This window comes from Pseudomonas sp. C9D1, assembly GCF_056491235.1.
The window spans coordinates 3,266,905-3,285,419 of the sequence record NZ_JBSZIE010000002.1 but is presented as its reverse complement, the minus strand read 5'-3'; the positions used below and the strand labels follow the sequence as shown (position 1 = coordinate 3,285,419).

The window sequence follows — 18,515 nt, the reverse complement described above, 5'->3', positions numbered from 1 at the left end:
TATAGCATTCTGCCATTGGAAAGGCTAAGGCTATCGACGTCCTACGCCTTTATAAGCAAAGTAAATGGAACTTTCCCCAAGATGCTGCAAGGATGCCGCCATACAGGGTTTCGCCGGGTGCTCGCTGCGCTTATCGCGCTAGCAGCCCCTGAAGCCTTTGCATCCGAAATAGACATCCGCACCGCCTCCGCCCTCGGTTCCTCCGGCAACGCCGCCGACTACGTTCTCTCCATCGACGACTGCCGCGACCTCGCTGAAGTCAGCGTGTCCGCCACCGGCAAGCGCTTCCTGCCTACCGACGCCGCCCGCGACATCGATTCCAGCGTCGCCTGCTCGTTCAGCTTCCGCCTCGAAGGCACCGACGTCCTGCAGCCCGCCGTCAAGGTGGTTTTCGCCGATGGCCGCATCCAGGACTACAGCGAAACCTTCCAGCAGGAAAACGTCGCCCCGCAGCTGGAACTCGCCCAGCTGGCCATCGAAAACCAGGACGGCAACCAATACCTGGTCGCCAGCTTCGACGCCCAGGACGACATCGACCTCAGCTACCTCAGCCTCTCCCTCACCGGCCTGCGCGCGTCCGATCTGCGCGCCGCCGGCGGCGTGGTCAGCCAGGCCGAGCGCCGCGCCTTCCTGCGCATGCCCGAAGCGCTCCGCGTCTTCCCCAAGGTGGATGGCCAGCAGCGCTACACCCTGCGCCAGCGCCTGGATGCTCCCCTCAGCGCCGAGGAAGTGGCGCGTAACGCCCTGGTCATGGTCCAGGCCGTCGCCGTCGATGCCTCCGGCAACCAGAGCAGCTTCTCCGACATCCGCTTCATCGGCGACAGCGTCGAAGAAGCCGCCCGCTCCATCGCCGTGCACCCCGACCGCCTGGTGTTCAGCGATGCCCTGCAGTCGGCCCGCCTGATTCCCGAGGTCGATTTCGAATTCCGCGGGCCGACCCCCCTGGCTGGCCTGGGCAACGGCATCAGCTACCGCTCTTCCAATCCGGACGCGGTCTGGGTCAGCGCCGAAGGCGTTGTCTATCCATTACAAGAGACCGCCGCCGAGGCGGTCTTTGTTTATGTGAGCTACCCCGGCCTGCCGGAAGTCAGCCTGCCGGTGAAGGTCGACTACAGCCGCCGCCTCACCGCCTTGCGCTTCGAAGGCCAGGCCGCCGGCCAGCCGCTGATCCTGCCGCGCCTCAACGACTACCAATCGCTGCCGGCGCTGCTGGCGGTCTTCGACGATGGCAGTGAATCGCCCCTGGCCGACAGCCTCGTCGTAGAGCTGCAACTGCCCAACGGCAGCGAAGGCATCCTCGACAGCAACGACCAGCTGCAACTGCGCGCCCGGGCCCAGGTGCCCGAGCAGAGCCCCATGCAGCTGCATGCCCGCCTGCAGCGTTACCCGGATATCGGTGTCGACCTGCCGGTCGCCGCCCAGGACGCCGCGCCCACGGTGGACCTGCAACCCGAAGCCAGCATCGCCGTCGGCTCGGTACTGGAGCTGCAGGCCAGCGCCAGCGACGACGTCGGGGTGAAGAGCGTGGAATTCTGGCTCGACGGCAGCATGGTCGGCCGTCGGCTGTCCCCGCCCTACGCCCTCAGCCTGCCCATCGAGCAGGAACTGGAAGGCCGCACCCTGCGCGTACGCGCCGTCGCCTTCGATGAAACCGGCAAAAGCCAGAGCAGCCCCGAGCGCGCGGTGCAGGTCGTGGCCAAGAGCAATCCCAAGGCCCCCGACTTCATCTTCGAATCCCCGGTGGATGCCCAGCGCGTGGTGGAGAACAGCCCGCTGCGCGCCGCCATCAGCGTCAACCTGGGCGTGCTCCCGGACGTGGAATACCAGAGCGGCATCAGCCAGGTCGAATACTTCCTCGACGGCCGCAAGGTCGGCGAAACCCGCTTCCCCATCTTCGAGCAGCGCCCGCTGGAGAGTGACCCGAAGCAGAAGCAGCTGTTCGAGGTCTGGCAGGTCACGCTGCAGGTTCCCGAGATCGCCCTGCGGGAAACCAGCATGGCGCTCTCCGCCCGCGTGCACGCGCAGAACGGCGCCGTGGTCGACGCCCCGGCCCGCCTGCTGCGGGTGCTGGAAAACCAGCGGCCCACCTCCCGCATCACCCAGCCCGCGGCCGGCAGCATCGCCACCGTGGGCCAGACCATCAGCGTCACGGTCGAAGCCACCGACGACACCCTCGAAGGCGGCACCGACATCTTCCTGCTGGTGAATGGCGAAGAAGTGCAGTCCTACCGTCACCAGGACCGCGACTACGACGGCTCCAAGCTCGGCCTGCGCAGCACCAGCCACAGCTTCCAGCTGCCGATCAAGCAGGACTGGCTCGGCCGCACCCTCGAACTGCGCGCCCGCGTGGTCGACCTGCACCAGCAATCCAACCTGTCCGAGCCCCTGATCCTCCCGGTCAAGGGCGACCAGGCCCCCACCGTCGCCCTCAGCCACCCGGTGGAAGGCGCGCACCTGGTCTCCGGCCAGCCAGTCGAGCTGCGGGCCAACGCCACCGACGACCTCGGCCTGCGCCAGGTCGACTTCTACGTCAACGGCAAGCTGGTGGGCACCGACCTCAAGGCGCCCTTCGCGGTGATCTACCCGGCACCGGCCGGCGTCGACAAGGAAACCCCGCTGACGATCCACGCCGAGGTCACCGACAGCGCCGGCCAACTGGCCCGCAGCGCCCCGGTCAACGTCACCCTGGGCAAGGACGAGGAAGACCCGGTCATCAACCTGGCGTCCCCCTCCATCACCGTCAGCGATGCCGGCGACGACCTCGCCCCGGTGGTGGAAGACAGCACCTTCGTGCTCAAGGTCACCGGCTACGACAACGTTGGTGTCGAGCGCCTGGACCTCTACGGCGTCGCCAAGAAGGAAGGCGTCGGCTTCTACCTCACCGGCAACCCCAGCGACCACCTGAGCAGCGCCGACGGCAGCCTCTCGGTGCAAGCCATTCCCGGTGCCCTCAAGGCCTTCTCCACCCTCAAGGTGGTCGCCGCGCCCAAGTTCAAGCACCTCGACGGCGTGCGCTACGACCGCTACCCGATCCGCGCCGTGGCCACCGACGGTGCCGGCAATGACAGCGAAGTGAAGGTGCTGATCGGCATCGCCGACGACACCAAACCCGAAGTCCGCGCCCTCAACCCGGTGCAGAGCCGGGTCTACAGCAAGGACAGCCTGCAGGTGGACGTGGTCGCCCACGACGACCGCGCCGTGCACGCCCTCGAAGCCAGCCTCTGGGCCGAAGGCGGCAGCGCCCCGCTCTGGCACAAGCGCCTCGACCAGCAGGGCGGCCTCAACATCGGCCCGGACACCGTCAACCGCCTGGTGGTGGACCTCAAGCCCCTCAACCTGGGTAACCAGGACCGCGCCCTGCGCCTGAAGGTCGCCGCCATCGACGACGGCGGCCAGCAGGGCGACGACCGCGAACTGCCCGTGCAGGTCATGGCCGACACCCTCGGCCCGCGCCTGGCCGTGGTCTCCCCGATCCAGGGCGCGCCGCTCTATGCCGGCAACCGCATCCAGGTCCGCCTGCGTGGCGTCGACGACACCCGCCTGGTGACCTTCAGCGCCCACAGCGGCACCAAGGAGCTGTACGCCAAGACCTTCGGCGAGAAACAACAGGTCGCCAGCTTCGAAGACAGCTTCCAGATGGACGTGCCCTCGGACCAGCAAGAGCTGGTGATCGAGCTGCGTGGTACCGACCAGTACGACAACGCCGCCCAGCCCACCCTCTGGCGCTTCCCCATCAGCAAGGACCTGCCGCCGACGATCAGCGTCCGCGCCCCGGCTCCCGGTTCGCGCCTCTACGAAGGTGAAGCCTTCACCGCCCAGGCCCTGGTCACCGACGACCGCGAAGTGAACCGCGTCGAATTCATCCTGCGCCAGGGCGGCCAGGTGCAGGTGCTCAAGACCGTCACCGGCGCTGACATAGCCAAATCCAAGGAAGGCTACGTCGGTGCTGCCCTGCGCGTGCCCAACAAGGCCGGTGCCGATACCGATATCGCGGTGCGCGCCTACGACAGCGCCAACCAGGTCAGCGAAGCCTCGCTGGAACTGGAAATCATCGACGACACCGAGCCCCCGACCCTGCAGCTGAGCAAGCCGGAAGGCGACTTCAGCCTGCCCCCGGGCACCAGCTTCCAGATCCAGGGCAGTGCCGGCGACAACCAGTACGTCGACAGCCTCGACCCGGTGCTGATCGACCCGGACACCCACGAAGAACACGCCATCGCCTGGGAACTGTTCAGCCGCAAGGACCGCGTCGAAACCGTCAAGGTGCCCAACCCCGGCACCCTCGGCGCCATCCTCGTGGGCCAGCGCTTCTACGCCGATTTCGACGGCCGCCTGCGCCTCACCCCCGAGCTCGCCCGCCGTTACGCCGGCAAGGTGCTGCAGCTGGTGCTGCGTGCCCGTGACCGGGGCATCAACGAAACCCGTTCCCCGGCCATCAACATCAAGGTCCTCGGCGACGAGACCGGCCCGCAGATCAACATCCAGTCGCCCATCGAGCGCCTCTTCGAGCGGCAGAAGACCAAGCTGAAGATCAGCCTGCAGGACGACACCGCCGTCGCCTCCTACGAAGTGCGCCTGCTGGACGACCAGGGCCGCGACGATCTGCTGACCAAGGCCGAAGGCCTCAGCCTGCCGCAGGTCGAGGTGCCCGCGAACGGCGCCACCGTCGAGCTCGACATCGAACGCTACCGTCCCCAGGCCGAGCCCATCGGCCTCACCCTGGTGGTCAAGGCCAAGGACCTGCTCAGCAACGAAAGCCAGGTCACCCGCCGCCTGCTGGTCCAGCGCGACATGGCGCCGCTGCTCAGCTGGAAGGACAGCACCCCCTCCGCCCAGCAGCAGCGCGGCATGCCCCTGCGCGGCAGCCTGCTGGTGCAGGACGACTTCAATGATGGCGTGCCGGAAAGCACCGCCCGCTACCTGTTGCTGGCCAGCTCCCTGCGTGACCTCGGCGGCGCCCGTGATGTGCGCGGCCTGACCCAGGTCGAGCCCATCAACAAGCAGAACAGCCCGCTGATCAGCATCGCCTACCCCGAAGCCCAGGGCTGGCAGGGCAACCTGCTGCTCAACGAAAAACCCTTCCTGCAGGTCAAGGACGGTCGCCTGATCGTCGCCGGCAGCGACCAGTTCTACCAGCCGCGCCTGCTCAAGGTGGGCGACCAGACCAGCACCTGGCAGCTGGAAACCTACTCCCGCAGTCTCTGCCAGGTACGCCCGGCCCTGCGTGACGTACAGGCCACCAACGGCCTGCTCGACCTCACCGCCCTGGGCGGCCCCGACGCCACCCGCCTGGTGCTGCGCCCCCGTAGCGGCGCGCCGGCCTTCATCCGCGAGCTGCAGTTCACCCAACTGGAAACCGCCCTGGCGGATGTCAGCACCGACGGCGGCACCCGTGTACCGGGTCGCTACGCCCTCAACCTGCTGCTCCAGGACGGCCTCGACGGCAACGCCCAGACCGCCTTCCTGCAACTGGGTGGCAGCGCCTCCCAGAACCATGCGGAAGACCGCTACAACCTGCTCCTGCCGGTGCCCGCCGAGGTGCAAAGCAACAGCCTCAGCCTGATCGGCCACGCCACCGACCGTCTCTCCCACGAGCGTGGCGACCTGGTGCTCGGCACCCTGCTGCAACAGCCCCTGCGGGTCGACGAGCAGGCGCCCCAGTCGCGCATCGTCAGCCCGGTGGCCGGCAGCGTCGTGGTGCCCATGCAGCAGCTGGACCTGAAGACCACCTTCGGTGACGACAGCCTGGGCCTGAAGAGCCTGCGCCTGCTGGAAAACCGTGGCCGTACCGTCCACGACCTCGGCGTCATCCTCGGCCAGACCGGCCTGCAACTGCCCTACCAGGTGCCCCGCGAATTCTCCAGCGGCGAGCTCGAGCTCACCCTGGTGGCCGAGGACTGGAGCGGCCGCACCACCGAGCACAGCCTGCGCTACCCCCTGGCGGCCAACGAAAAGCCCCAGCTCAGCCTCACCGGCTTCAACTCCTACTGGGTCGACGGCAAGTACGAAAAAGCCCTCACCGACCCGGCGCGCATCAACTACGGCGAGTTCTGGGTGCGCACCCAGGAACGCTTCCGCCTCGACACCGACCTGCGCGACGACGCCGGCCTCGCCGCCTACCGCGTGCTGCGTCTGAAGCGCGACGGCAGCATCGCCGCCGTGGTCTACGAACGCGGCTTCCAGGTCAACTGCCCCACCGCACCACCGCTGCAGGCGCTCGACCAGGCCGAGATCCTCTTCGACCAGACCGAACCCACCGAATACCGCATCGAACTGACCGACACCTACGGTCATGTCAGTGACCGCACCATCCTGGTCCACCCGCTGACCAACATGGTCCCCGAGGTACGCATCACCGCCCCGGGTGACACCCAGGAAATCGCCGCCGGCACCTTCCGCATCCGCGTGGGCCTGGTGGCCGCCGACGACCGCAAGATCACCGCCAGCCGCCTCAAGGTCTTCGCCAATGGCGTGCCGCTGCCGGTGATCGCCGCCGCCGACGGCGCCGCCGGTGGCGACAAGGTGGTGGAAGCCGCCTTCGCCAGCATCCACGACAGCATCCATGGCCGCTACGACAAGTCCATGGCCGACGACTTCGGCCGCAAGGACAGCCCCTACGCGATGCAGCGCACCTTCGTGCTGGAAGTGCCCCAGGGCCTGATCCGCTACAACGAAGACCTCAAGCTCACCGCCCAGATCGAAGACTCCGACGGTGCGGTCGGGCTCTACGAACGCACGATCAAGGTGATGGCCGATACCATCAGCCCGAAACTGCTGTTCAAGCGTCCCACCCTCGGCTTCGGCGCCATCGAAGACAGCGACTTCACCCTGGTCTATCAGGCCTTCGACAACGTCAAGGTCAACCGCCTGGTGCTGTCCCGCGGTTACTCGGTGCGCGTCCGTGGCGAAGCCCAGGACCGCGAGCAACCCTTCACAGTGGTGCGCACCATCGACGGCATTCCTTCCGAGGACTACGAGCCGGTCACCACGGTCGACATCGACACCCCCGAATACAGCCAGCTGATCCACGTCGATCGCCTGGCCGAGATCGTCCGCGCCTTCGGCCTGACCAGCGACCAGATCGAGCGGGTCAGCGTGCGTGTGCGCCTGGAAGGCTTCGACGCCGCCAACAACGCGGTGCTCACCAACAGCTACCCGATCAACATCGACGCCCGCCCGGTGATCGACGTCGTCGAGCCGGTGCCCGGCGCCAAGGTGGTGGAAGGCAACCCGCTGTACGTCAACGCCAAGGCCTTCGACGACGTCGGCGTCGAGTACGTGCACCTGCGCGCCACCTACGGCAACGGCCAGGCGCCCTACGAGATCCGCCTGCGCCAGTCGCCCTACAACTTCTCCGTGCCGATGCCGGCCTTCGACCCGGACAACCCCCAGGCCAACCAGGTGCAGCTCAGCCTGGAAGCGGTGGACACCTACGGCGTCGCCCACGGTGACCTGGACGCCCACCGCGCCGAAGAACACCTGACGGTGGAAGTCACCCGTGACCAGCTGCCCAGCGTGGTAGTCGGCGCGCCGCTGAACAACAGCGAGACCACCGAAGGCCAGCTGCTGCTGGTGGAAATCAACGCCGTGGACGACGTCGGCATCGACCGCGTGGTGCTCAACATCGGTGGCCTCAAGGGCGGCGACCGCAGCCTCACCGACATGGTCTTCCCCTACGAATTCCTCATCGAAGTGCCCTATGGCCAGGCCGGTACCGACCTCAGCCTCACCGCCAGCGCCCTGGAGCGCCGCGCCGACGGCAAGGGCCGCAACGTCACCACGCCGCAAGCCGTGCGGGTGCGCGTACTGAAGGACGACAAGGCACCGCAGCTGCTGGTCAAGCTGCCGGTGGCCACCGGCGCCAGCATCGCCGAGAAACGCAACCTGCCGTACCAGCTCGAAGTCAGCGACAACGTCAGGGTCGGCTCCGTGAGCCTGGGCCTCTATGTCGACCGCAACGGCGACGGCACCTTCGCCCCCGAAGAGCGCGTCTCCGACCGCCTGCTGCTCACCGGCCCCTTCATCGGCAGCCTGCCGGTGGCCAGCATCGCCGACTACCTCGGGCGCACCGAAACGCTGCCCGAGTCCCTCGCCATGCAGCTGCAGATCACCGCCCGTGACCCTGCCGGCAACGAAGCCAAGGAAATCATCCCGGTCAACCTGCTGCGCAACCAGCCGCCGGAGATCAACGCCATCAAGCTGCTGGATGCCCGCGGCTTCGCCATGGGCGAGGTCACCGAGCTGACCGAAGGCCGCGGCGTGGTGGTCCAGGTCCAGGCCAGCGACCCCGAAGTCGGCGTCGACAGCGCCGCGCTCTACTACGCCATCGGCCCGGCCGGCTCGGCGCCCAAGTACCAGGCCCTGGGCGAAGACTCCGCCGCGCCCTACCAATTCCAGTTCAAGGTGCCCACCGGCCGCGTCGACCAGGTGCTGCGCTTCCGCGCCAAGGCCCGTGACCTCGATGGCTACGAATCCGCCATGGTCGACCTGCCCGGCAGCATCCTGATCAAGGCCGACAAGCCGCCGCAGGCGCGCATCGTCAAGCCCGACAACGACAACTCGGTGGTGATCGACGGCCAGGACCTGGAAGTCTTCGTCGAAGCCTTCGACGACCTCGGCCCCGAAGGCATCGACCACGTCACCTTCTACGTCAACGGCGTACCGGTCACCACCACCGAGCAGAGCTACGGCCAGCAGGTCGGCAGCCACGCCCAGGACCACGTCTACCGCGCGCGCCTCGCCGCACCGGCGGGCGTCCAGGGCTTCACCGTCCAGGCCATCGCCTACGACACGCTGGGCCAGGCGGGTGAAACCCAGGTGGTCCGCGTCGGCAAGCTGGAAGACACCGTCGTGCCGCGCCTAGGCGTGCTCTACCCGATCGACAAGGACGTACTGACCATGGGCGAAAGCCTGCGGGCGGTGGTGTCCATCGAAGACATGGGTGGCGCCATCCAGAGCGTCAGCATGCTCTGGCGCCGCGAATACCAGAACGACGCCGGCGAATGGAAGGTGGCGGACGAATACCCGCTGTCGCTGTTCCGCGATGACCAGCGCCAGCCGGGCGACACCACGCCGGTCAGCGACCCCGACAAGCACTACTTCATCTACTGGGCCGACATCAGCCAGGGCAACGTGCTGCGCCGTACCGGCCTGCGCAACGAGCGCCTGCACGTGCTCACCAAGGTGGTCACGCCGAACCACACCGTCACCCGCGACACCTACCACGAAGTGGGCTGGCCGCTGAGCGAGCGCCGCTTCATCGCGCCCCAGGCCGGTGCCCAGGCGTCCGCCAAGGGTGTGCACTACACCGCCATCGACCAGTACCGTGCCCTCGACCGCACCGGCGCGATGATCGCCGCCTGGGCCAGCGTCGACCCGCTGCGCGTCGAACAGGGCCTCGGCCTGCTGAGCAAGGAAGACGCCCTGCGCGGCCTCGCCGAACCTCGCACCGGCATTTTCATCATGGACGCCGTGGACGAAACCCAGGGCAACCAGAAGGGCGACTACTTCGCCTACTCGCCGCTGCTCAACGGCGCCGCCGAGATCTTCACCGGCACCATCGGCGAGCTGGTCACCGACGAGAACATCGTCCTCGCCGGCAAGTCCGGCGTCACCGCCCCGGGCAGCTGCCAGTCGAACGCCCTGGGCTGTCAGTTCGTCAACCAGTTCAGCGAAGAGATCCGCAAGGACTGGCACGGCGGCGACACCCCGAGCGAAGGCACCGGCGCCCTCTACCTGGACAACAAGGCCGGCGAGCTGCTGCTGTTCGGCCAGCGCAACGGTGACGGCCAGTTCGGCCTGCCCTACCTGAAGATGGGCCGCGTCGACATGCCCTACCCGGATGTCTACGGCCTCACCCGCAGCGGCAACCTGGCCCTGGTGGCCAACGGCGCCGGCGGCGTGCAGGTCATCGACATCACCAACATGACCGCGCCCTACCACGTCGGCTACATCAAGCCCAACGGCTTCGCCCGTGACGTCAAGGTACGTGGCCACTACGCCTACATCGCCGCCTCCGAAGAAGGCGTGGTGGTGGCCGACCTGAGCACCCCGGCCATGCCCCAGGTGGCGCGCATCGACACCCTCGGCGTCGCCAACCGCCTGCACCTGGTGGGCAACCAGCTCTACGTCACCGACATGGCCGGCAGCGGCGACAGCGCCCGCCTGACCCGCATCGACATCAGCGAGCCCGACCAGCCACGCCTGGTCCAGGTGGTGGAGATCAAGCCGCACCGTCCCGACCAGGCCGCCGACGGCCTCTACGACGTGCACGTCTCCGGCAACCTGGCCTACGTCACCGAGCTGCTCTCCGACCAGGAAGACAAGCCCACCCAGAGCCTGGTGCAGATCCTCGACCTGGCCCGCATCGGTGAAAGCGGCCTGGACGCCAGCGTCCCGGTCATGGTCCAGCGCAACGCCACCACCGACAACTTCGCCATCCGTGGCGTGACCCTCGCCCGTGGCGCCATCCAGGTCGCCGCCGGCAAGGGCGGCATCGGCCGCATCGACCTGCCGGCCCTCACCGTGCTGCAGCACAACCCGCAGGTGGGCGAGAGCGACGTCAGCACCCAGCTGCCGGCCATGCTCATCGAGCTGTCGGCGGTGCTGCCGGAGCAGACCCGCCTGGCCGACTTCGTCCAGGTGCTCGAAGGCGATGCCCAGATCGGCCGCGACGTCACCGGCCTGTTCGACCTGTCCTTCGCCGCCCGTGGCACCGACACCACCAAGCGCCGCATCCAGCTCACCCGCAAGGACGGCCAGAGCCTGCAGCCGCGCCAGCGCTACTACGTGCGCATCAAGCAGGGCCTGGCGCCCATCACCGGCCAACCGCTGGCGTCCGACTACGTCTTCAGCTTCAGCACCGCGCCGGCCGACGCCGCCTACCCGGACATCCAGAGCATCTGCACCCGCGAAAGCGCCGAGCGCAGTGCCTGCGTCAACGTCGGCGACGTGCGCGGCGGTACCGAACTCATCGTCCGTGGCCTCAACTTCGGCGACCAGCCGCGCCTGCTGGTGGGTGGCGAACCGCTGGTGATCGAGCGCCGCGTGGTGGATGCCGCCAGCGGCGTGATCAGCCTCTACGCCCGCACCGTGCCCAACTACCCGGGCCCGGCGGCGGTCAGCCTGTACACCGAAGCCGGCCTCTCCGACACCGTGCTCGGCGGCTTCGTGTTCGTCGACGAACTGTCCATCTCGCACCTGGCCCCGGCCGTGGTGCGCGTGGCCCAGAGCGGCAAGAACGACCGCGTCGACCTGGTTGGCAAGGGCTTCCACAGCGGCCTCCGGCTCACCGCGTACAAGAGCGGCGAGCCGAACCCCGAGAAGAAGGTCATCAAGGTCGGCTCCGACGACCTGCGCCTCTACAGCGCGGAACGCATGAGCCTGCTGGTGCCGGACTTCCGCGACGAAAACGGCAATGGCTACCGCGGCTTCGTCGACCTCGAGCTGGACGACGACCTGGGCCGCCACTATGTCCAGCGCAACGCCCTGTTCTACGGTCGCCTGGAGCTGAACCGCAGCCTCGAAAGCGAGAAGCCGATGACCGCCGAGGACATCGACAAGCGCCTGGAAACCCTGGAGAAGGGCGGCATCACCGACTACGTGCCGGACCCGCTCAAGCTGCCGCCGGGTCAGATCGTCGACCTCGCCGTCGACAGCCAGCTGCACCTGTTCTACGTGCTCGGCCGTGGCGAACTGGGCAAGGGCTCGCCTGGACCCAGCCAGGTGTTCAGCCGCGAGCAGCTCGAGCACTACTACGCCCCGGGCTGGATCAGCCTGGTGAAATACGACCCGGCCAAGGTCGGCGAAGCCTCGCCGCGCCATGGCCTGGGCTACTACAACCTGCCCCAGGACATGAAGCCCAGCGCCATGGCCCTGGCCGACAAGCAGCTGTATGTGGTGGGTCGCGGCTACGACTTCCCCTACATCGACACCGAATACGAAAGCCGCAGCGTGCTGCTGGTCTACGACCGCGAAATCCGCGACCCCGACGACCTCACCGAACAGCCCCCGGGCAAGGACCGCGGCATCCGCTACAGCCTGCCGCTGCCCTTCACCCAGGCCGTGCCGGAGAAGGTCGTCGCCCACCAGGGGCTGCTGCTGATCGCCACCACCGGCGAAGGCATCGCCGTGGTCAGCGTCGCCGACCCGCTGCGTCCCACCGTGGTCCGCCGCATCACCCAGGCCAGCATCGACGGTCGCGCCCAGACCCTGAGCAATGTCCAGGACATCGCCGTCATCGGCGACAGCCTGCACGTGGTCAACGGCACCAGCCGCGTGGTCTTCGACCTGTCGCGTCCGTCCCTGCCGCAGCTGGGCGAATCCCGCGTGGGCGGCTACATCGGCCTCACCGCCGACGGCAGCCGCTTCGTCACCGGCAACGGCCTCAACCTCTACGACGCCAGCCGCCCGGCCTTCATCCGCGAGCAGGGTCGCTACCTCTCCAGCGGCTTCAGCGTGCCGGGCGAAAGCCGTGGCATCGCCGCCCAGGCCACCGCCGGCCTCAACCTGACCTACACCGGCAGCGACGACCTCGCCTCCTGCGAGAAGGGCCTGCAGGCCTACCTGGGCTTCTACGACTTCAGCCGCACCGCGGAAATCGGCCTGCTGGACGCCCTCAGCCTGCCTTATTGCGTACGCCCCGCCGATTATCAGTACGAATACGACGGCCTGCTGAAGAAGCCCTGGCGCACCCAGCCGCTGGTCATCACCGACCAGGGCATCGCCGGCTTCGCACTGCGCGCCGACGCCACGGCTGGCAGAGTCTCCCACCTCGGCCTGGTGGACCTGCTGACCCTGGAACTGGTGGGCTCCACGCCCCGCGACCAGGCCGACGGCGTGCCCCTGGACAGCCCCCTGGAGCTGCGCTTCACCCGCTCCCTCGCCGCCATGAGCGACGAGCAGCTGCGCCAGTTCCTGGTGCTGCAGCGCGACGCCCAGGGCGACCAGCCGGCCACCCGCCTGCCCTTCGCCCTGCAGCGCAGCGCCGACCCGCGCACCCTCACCCTGGTCCCCGAGCAGGCGCTGCTGGCCAATGCCAGCCACCAGCTGATCCTCAAGGGCGATTTGGCCAGCCGCCGCAGCCGTGGCCTGATGGAACACGCCATCCACTTCCGCAGCGGCCTGGCCGGCGGTGCCCAGGTGGCCATCCTCGACAGCCGGCCGTCGATGCTCGACGTCGGCGGTGGCGAGATCACCGTGCACCTGTCCGGCGTCACCGGCCAGCCGCAGTTCACCGTCTCCGGCCAGACCGCCACCGGCACCCTCGCCGAATCCCTGCCCGACGGCAGCGCCCGTTACCGCGTCCAGGCGCCGGCCAGCCTGCCCGGCCCGGCCAGCCTGCAAGTGGTCGCCGGCAACGGCAGCAAGGCCACCCGCGTCGGCGCCGTGCAATTCGTCGAGCCGCTGCTGCTGCGCTCGCTGTCCCCGGCCCAGGGCTCCCTCAACGGCGGCACCCGCGTGCTGATCAAGGGCCAGGGCTTCCGCAGCGAACTGGGCGCCATGACCGTCAGCTTCGGCGACATCCTCGCCGAGCAGTTCAAGGTGCTCGACGGCGAAACCCTGGAAGTCATCACCCCGCCCGGCCCCATCGGCACGGTGGATGTGCGCGTGCGCCTGGCCAACGGTCAGCAGGGCACCCTGGCGCAGTCCTTCACCTTCCAGCAGCCGCCGCAGTCGCAGATCCGCGACAAGGGCCGCGTCTACGACCTGGCGCTGGACCCCAGCGGCAGCTACCTGTTCTCCGCCCAGGGCAGCAACGGCGTGCTGGTCTACGACCTCAACGCCGGCAACTACACCGCCGACCCGCAGAAGCCGCTGAACCCGGACGACCTGCTGCGCCTGATCGACCGCAACCGCGATGGCCGCGACGACCGCGTCATCTCCTCCATCAGCCTGCCGTCCGGCTACATCGCCGTGGGCGTCGAACCCTACTTCGAGCGCGGCTCCGACCGCGTCTACGTCACCGCCGTGCACCTGGCCGGCGGCAAGCCCGACGCCGCGCAACTGTTCACCGTGGCCTTCGACAGCCTCGACCCCTCGCGCACCACCCTGATCGGCTCCCTGGAGCTGCCCTCCAGCGCAGTGCGCGGCCTGCGGGTGCGCAACGCCCGCGTGCTGCTGGCCATGGGCGAGGAAGGCCTGGGCGTGGTCGACGCCTTCCTGCCGAACAAGACCTACCTGGTGGAAAGCCTGGCCAGCGACCCGCGCCTGCCGATGCTCGACGTCGCCACCCGTGACGCCGCCGCCGGCGAGAGCGGCCTGCTGGTCACCGTGGGCGGCGCCTTCGACTTCCCCAGCAACCGCCTGCTGAGCAAGGAAGAAAACGGCAGCGGCGGCTTCCAGGTCTACGGCCAGAGCAGCGGCCAGGGCCTGCAGCGCCTCGGCCACCTCGACCTGCCGGGCACCCGCGTGGTGCTGCAGGGCCGCTATGCCTACGTGGCCGCCGGCGCCAGCGGCGTCGCCGTGGTCGACCTGCAGGACCCGAACCGTCCCCAGGTGGTCGCCCGCGTCAACGACATCGGCTACGTCTACGACCTGGACTACAACGGCAACACCCTCTATGTGGCCCGTGGCGACAAGGGCGTGCTCAGCATCGACGTCACCGACCCGCTGCGCCCGCAGCCCAGCCGCAGCATGCAAGCCCCCGAGGGCGGCAGCGTGGAAAGCGTGGTGGCCAGCGAATACGCCGCCCACGCCGGTGGTGTCGACGCCAAGGGCAGCGTGCTGCAGGTGGTGCCGGACGTGGTGCTCAAGCTGCACACCGTCGACCCGCGCAACGGCATCCTCGACCGCCAGGTCGACGGCAGCCTGCAGGTCATCGCCCGCTTCAACAAGGCCATCGACCTCTACCCGTCGAACGCCGCCCTGTTCAGCCTGCTCGGGCCCCAGGGCGAGACCCTGCCGGCCACCGTGCAGATCCTCAACAACGACGCCCGCCTGACCCTGGCCGCCAGCGTCGCCGACACCCTCAAGGCCGGCGACCGCCTCACCCTGCTGGCCAAGGCCGGCATCGCCTCGGTCAAGCCGTTGTCCGCCACCGACATCGTGGTGCTCCAGCGCCTGGCCCAGGACCAGCGCGTCGGCCTCACCTACCGCGGCGCCCGCGACGACACCCTGAGCCTGGAAGCCGTGGTGCCGCGCCGTATCGCCCAGAACACCACCAGCCTGATCACCGTCAGCGCCCGCGGCATCCCGGCCAACCTGGCCCAGGTGCGCCTCTTCGCCGGTGACCGCGCCCTGCAGATCGAAGGCGTCACCCGCGACAGCGACACCGCCCCGGCCGTGCTCAAGGTCAGCGTCCCGGCCATGCCGCGTCCCGGCCAGTACAACCTGACCCTGTCCGTGCTGCGCGACGGGCTCTGGCAGCAGGCCGTGCTGGAAGGCGCGCTGCTGGTGGATGCGCCGATCCGCTTCGACGCCCTGGCGCCACTCTGGGGCCCGATCACCGGCGACACCACCGTCACCATCAGCGGTGATGGCTTCGAGCCGGGCAACAGCGTCATGGACGGCCTCAAGGTGCGCTTCGGCGGCCTGCCGGTGGGCCGCGTCCAGGTGCTGTCCACCAGCCGCATGCGCGTCACCACGCCCCGTGGCGCCCCGGGCAAGGTGGAAGTGCTGGGCGAAGACCGCTACGGCAACCAGGCGCGCCTCAACGGCGAACGCAGCTTCGGCTACGGCCTGCGCAAGCTGGCGGAACTGCACCCCTCGCTGATCTTCCCGAGCGACCTGTGGATCGACCGCGACACCGGCGTCGCCATCAGCAACGGCGGCCTCATGGTCGAGGGCTACGGCGCGCAGAAACTCGTTTCCGGCGGTTGGCTGCCGGAGACCTACCGCGCCGCCACCTTCTCCGTGCAGGACGCCTCCAAGCCCCTGCTCGTGGGCGGCTCGCCGGCCCTGCCCAGCGACACCCAGCGCCTGTCCCTCAAGAGCCAGGCCATGGCCATCAACAAGCGCCTGTCGGACGGCTTCCTCGCCAGTGGCGAAATGGAGCCCACCGAGGAAGAGCAGCAGGTCCTCAATCGCCAGGCCGCCCAGGACTTCACCATCGGCCTCGATTCCCTGCAGATCGCCCCGACCCGTGAATGGGAAGAAAACACCTGGCGCAAACGCCTCTACGTGGCCAGCGGCAACGGCGGCGTGGCACGCCTCAACCTGGACGAGCAGAACGGCCTGCAGGTGATCCAGGAAGAGAAACTCGACGGCCTCGTCAGCCGCCTGGTCAAGCAGGGTGACGGCCTGTTCGCCGCCACCGCCTCGGTGGATGTCGACCCGCCGAACAGCGACACCTGCGCCTTCAAGATCGGCGGCTCCAGCGGCCTCGGTCTGGCGGCACTGAACTATCAGGATGGCGAAGACCCGGTACGGGTCGCCGCGCCGGACGGCCTGAAAGGCGCCGGCCTGCTCAAGCTCGACAACGGCTGGCTGCTCAGCGGCGGCCTGGTGCAGGGCGCCAAATGGGTCAACTGCCCGGGCTGGGATGAATCCCTGGCCAAGGCCGTCGACATGGACAAGGGCGAGATCCGCAGCCTCAACCTGTTCGACCCGAGCCAGACCCGCACCTACAGCTTCACCGCCAACCCGCAGGACGTGCTGGTCTACGGGCGCTACCTGGTGGTCGCCGTCGGCGGCCGCGGCATCGAAATCATCAACCGCGACGAGCCGGAAGAGCGCGTCCTGTTCAGCCTCGACAAGCAACTGCAAGCCGTCGCCGGCCGTGGCGTCTCGCTGCGCATGGCCGGCAACCTGCTGTTCGTCTCGGCGGAAAGCGGCGTGGTGGTGCTGGACCTGGCCCAGCCCCTGCAGCCCCGTGTGGTCTCCGCCGGTAACCAGGAGCGCATCGAAGCCCTGGACCTCTTCAACAACCGCCTGGTGGCCGGCTCCGGCAAGCAGGGCCTGACCGTGCTGGAACTGCCCGGCGCCCTGGTGCTCGATGCCAGCGTCGCCCAGGGTGGCGTGATCCCGGCCAGCGAACAGGCCCTGAGCCTCAGCTTCAACGAACCGGTGACCCTGGAATCCCTGCGTGCCCCGGGCGCCCTGCGCCTGCTGGACATCAGTAACGGCGAGCAGGTGCTGGCAGCCCCGAGCATCGAGGCCGTGGGCGGCGATGGCCGCTCCGCGACCCGCGTCACCCTGCGCTTCACCCCCACTGCCGGCGCCACCCTGCGCCTGCAACTGAGCGACGCCCGCAACCTGCGTGGCAGCGGCCTGTGGGCGCCCTACCAGGTGGACTTCAAGGTCGCCGCCGCCGGTGCCACCCAGCCGCGCATCCGCAACCTGGAGAACGCCCGCTTCCACCGTGGCGCCCAGGACCGCGTGGTGATCAACGGCAGCGGCTTCTCCAGCACCGTCAAAGGCTACGTCAACCAATACCCGGTGGCCCTGCAATGGGTCAGCGCCGAGCGCCTGGAAATCGCCCCGAACGCCCTCGACATGCTGCCCCTCGGCCCGGGCCAGTGGCACCTGCGCCTGGACGACGGCGGCCTGCGCGAGGACTACCTGGGTGCCCTGGTGATCGGTGCCGAGCATGCGCTGAACCAGGTCAAATACCGCGTCAGCCCGGACTCCGCGAGCAAGACCGGCGGCACCCTGGTCAGCATCGACGCCTCCGCCGACGTGCTGCTGCCGGGCACCCGCGTGGTCCTGCGTGCCCGCCACGGCGCCACCGAGATCTACACCGGCCGCAGCCCCATCGTCGAAGAGCCCGGCCGCGCCGCCATCGACCTGCAGGACAACGTCGAGACCCAGCGCGCCTTCACATTCATCCTCCCGGGCGTCATCGACCCGGATATCTACGACGTCTTCCTGCGCATCCCCAGCGGCGCCAGCACCCGCGAAATCAAGGTGGGCTCGCTGTCCTACACCCTGCCGCAGGGCCTGGGCATCGTGCTGCCGAACTACCCGCCGATGCAGATCGGTGCTGCCCAGGTGGTGGGCGACACCCTGTTCGTCGGCGTCAAGGCGGGCTCCGCGCCCACCAGCTCCAACCGCTTCCTGATGCCGGCCGGCCTGGAGATCTACGACATCGGGCTGTGGGAACGGCCGATCCGCCTGTCCCAGTTGCGCCTCGACCAGCCGGTGCTGGGCCTGGAGACCCTGGGCAGCCTGGTGTACCTGGCCAACGACCGCGACGGCGTGCGCGTGGTGGACATCAACGACCTCGGCCGCCCGCTGCTGGTCTCCAGCCTGACCCTGCCCAACCACCGCGCCCTCGACCTGGCCGTGGACAGCGAGCGCGGCGCCCTGGCCGTAGCCGCCGCCAACGACCTGGGCACCGGCTATGTGCGCTTCCTGCCCCTGGGCCGCAACGAACTGGGCGCCCAGGCGCCGCTGCCGAGCATTCCCTTCGACGGCAGCCTGCGCGCCGACCTGCTGGGTGCACCGGTGGACCTGCAATGGCTCAACGGCCAGCTGTACGTGCTGTTCCTGCGCGACAAGCAGCTGCACCTCGCCACCTTCAAGGACTTCGGCGACAAGCTCGACTACCGCGTCCAGGCCATCGAGCGCGGCACCGT

The 18,515-nt window shown here is 68.7% G+C and carries 1 protein-coding gene (running past one end of the window); it reads left to right on the top strand.

The window, feature by feature from the left end:
• Positions 1-117 precede the first annotated feature (117 nt).
• Positions 118-18,515 carry the 5' portion of an Ig-like domain-containing protein gene (locus ACXI0U_RS22995; protein WP_479550881.1) on the top strand. 24,508 nt of this gene lie beyond the right edge of the window, so the window shows 18,398 of its 42,906 coding nt (coding positions 1-18,398); it begins with the start codon at positions 118-120; its stop codon lies beyond the right edge, outside the window.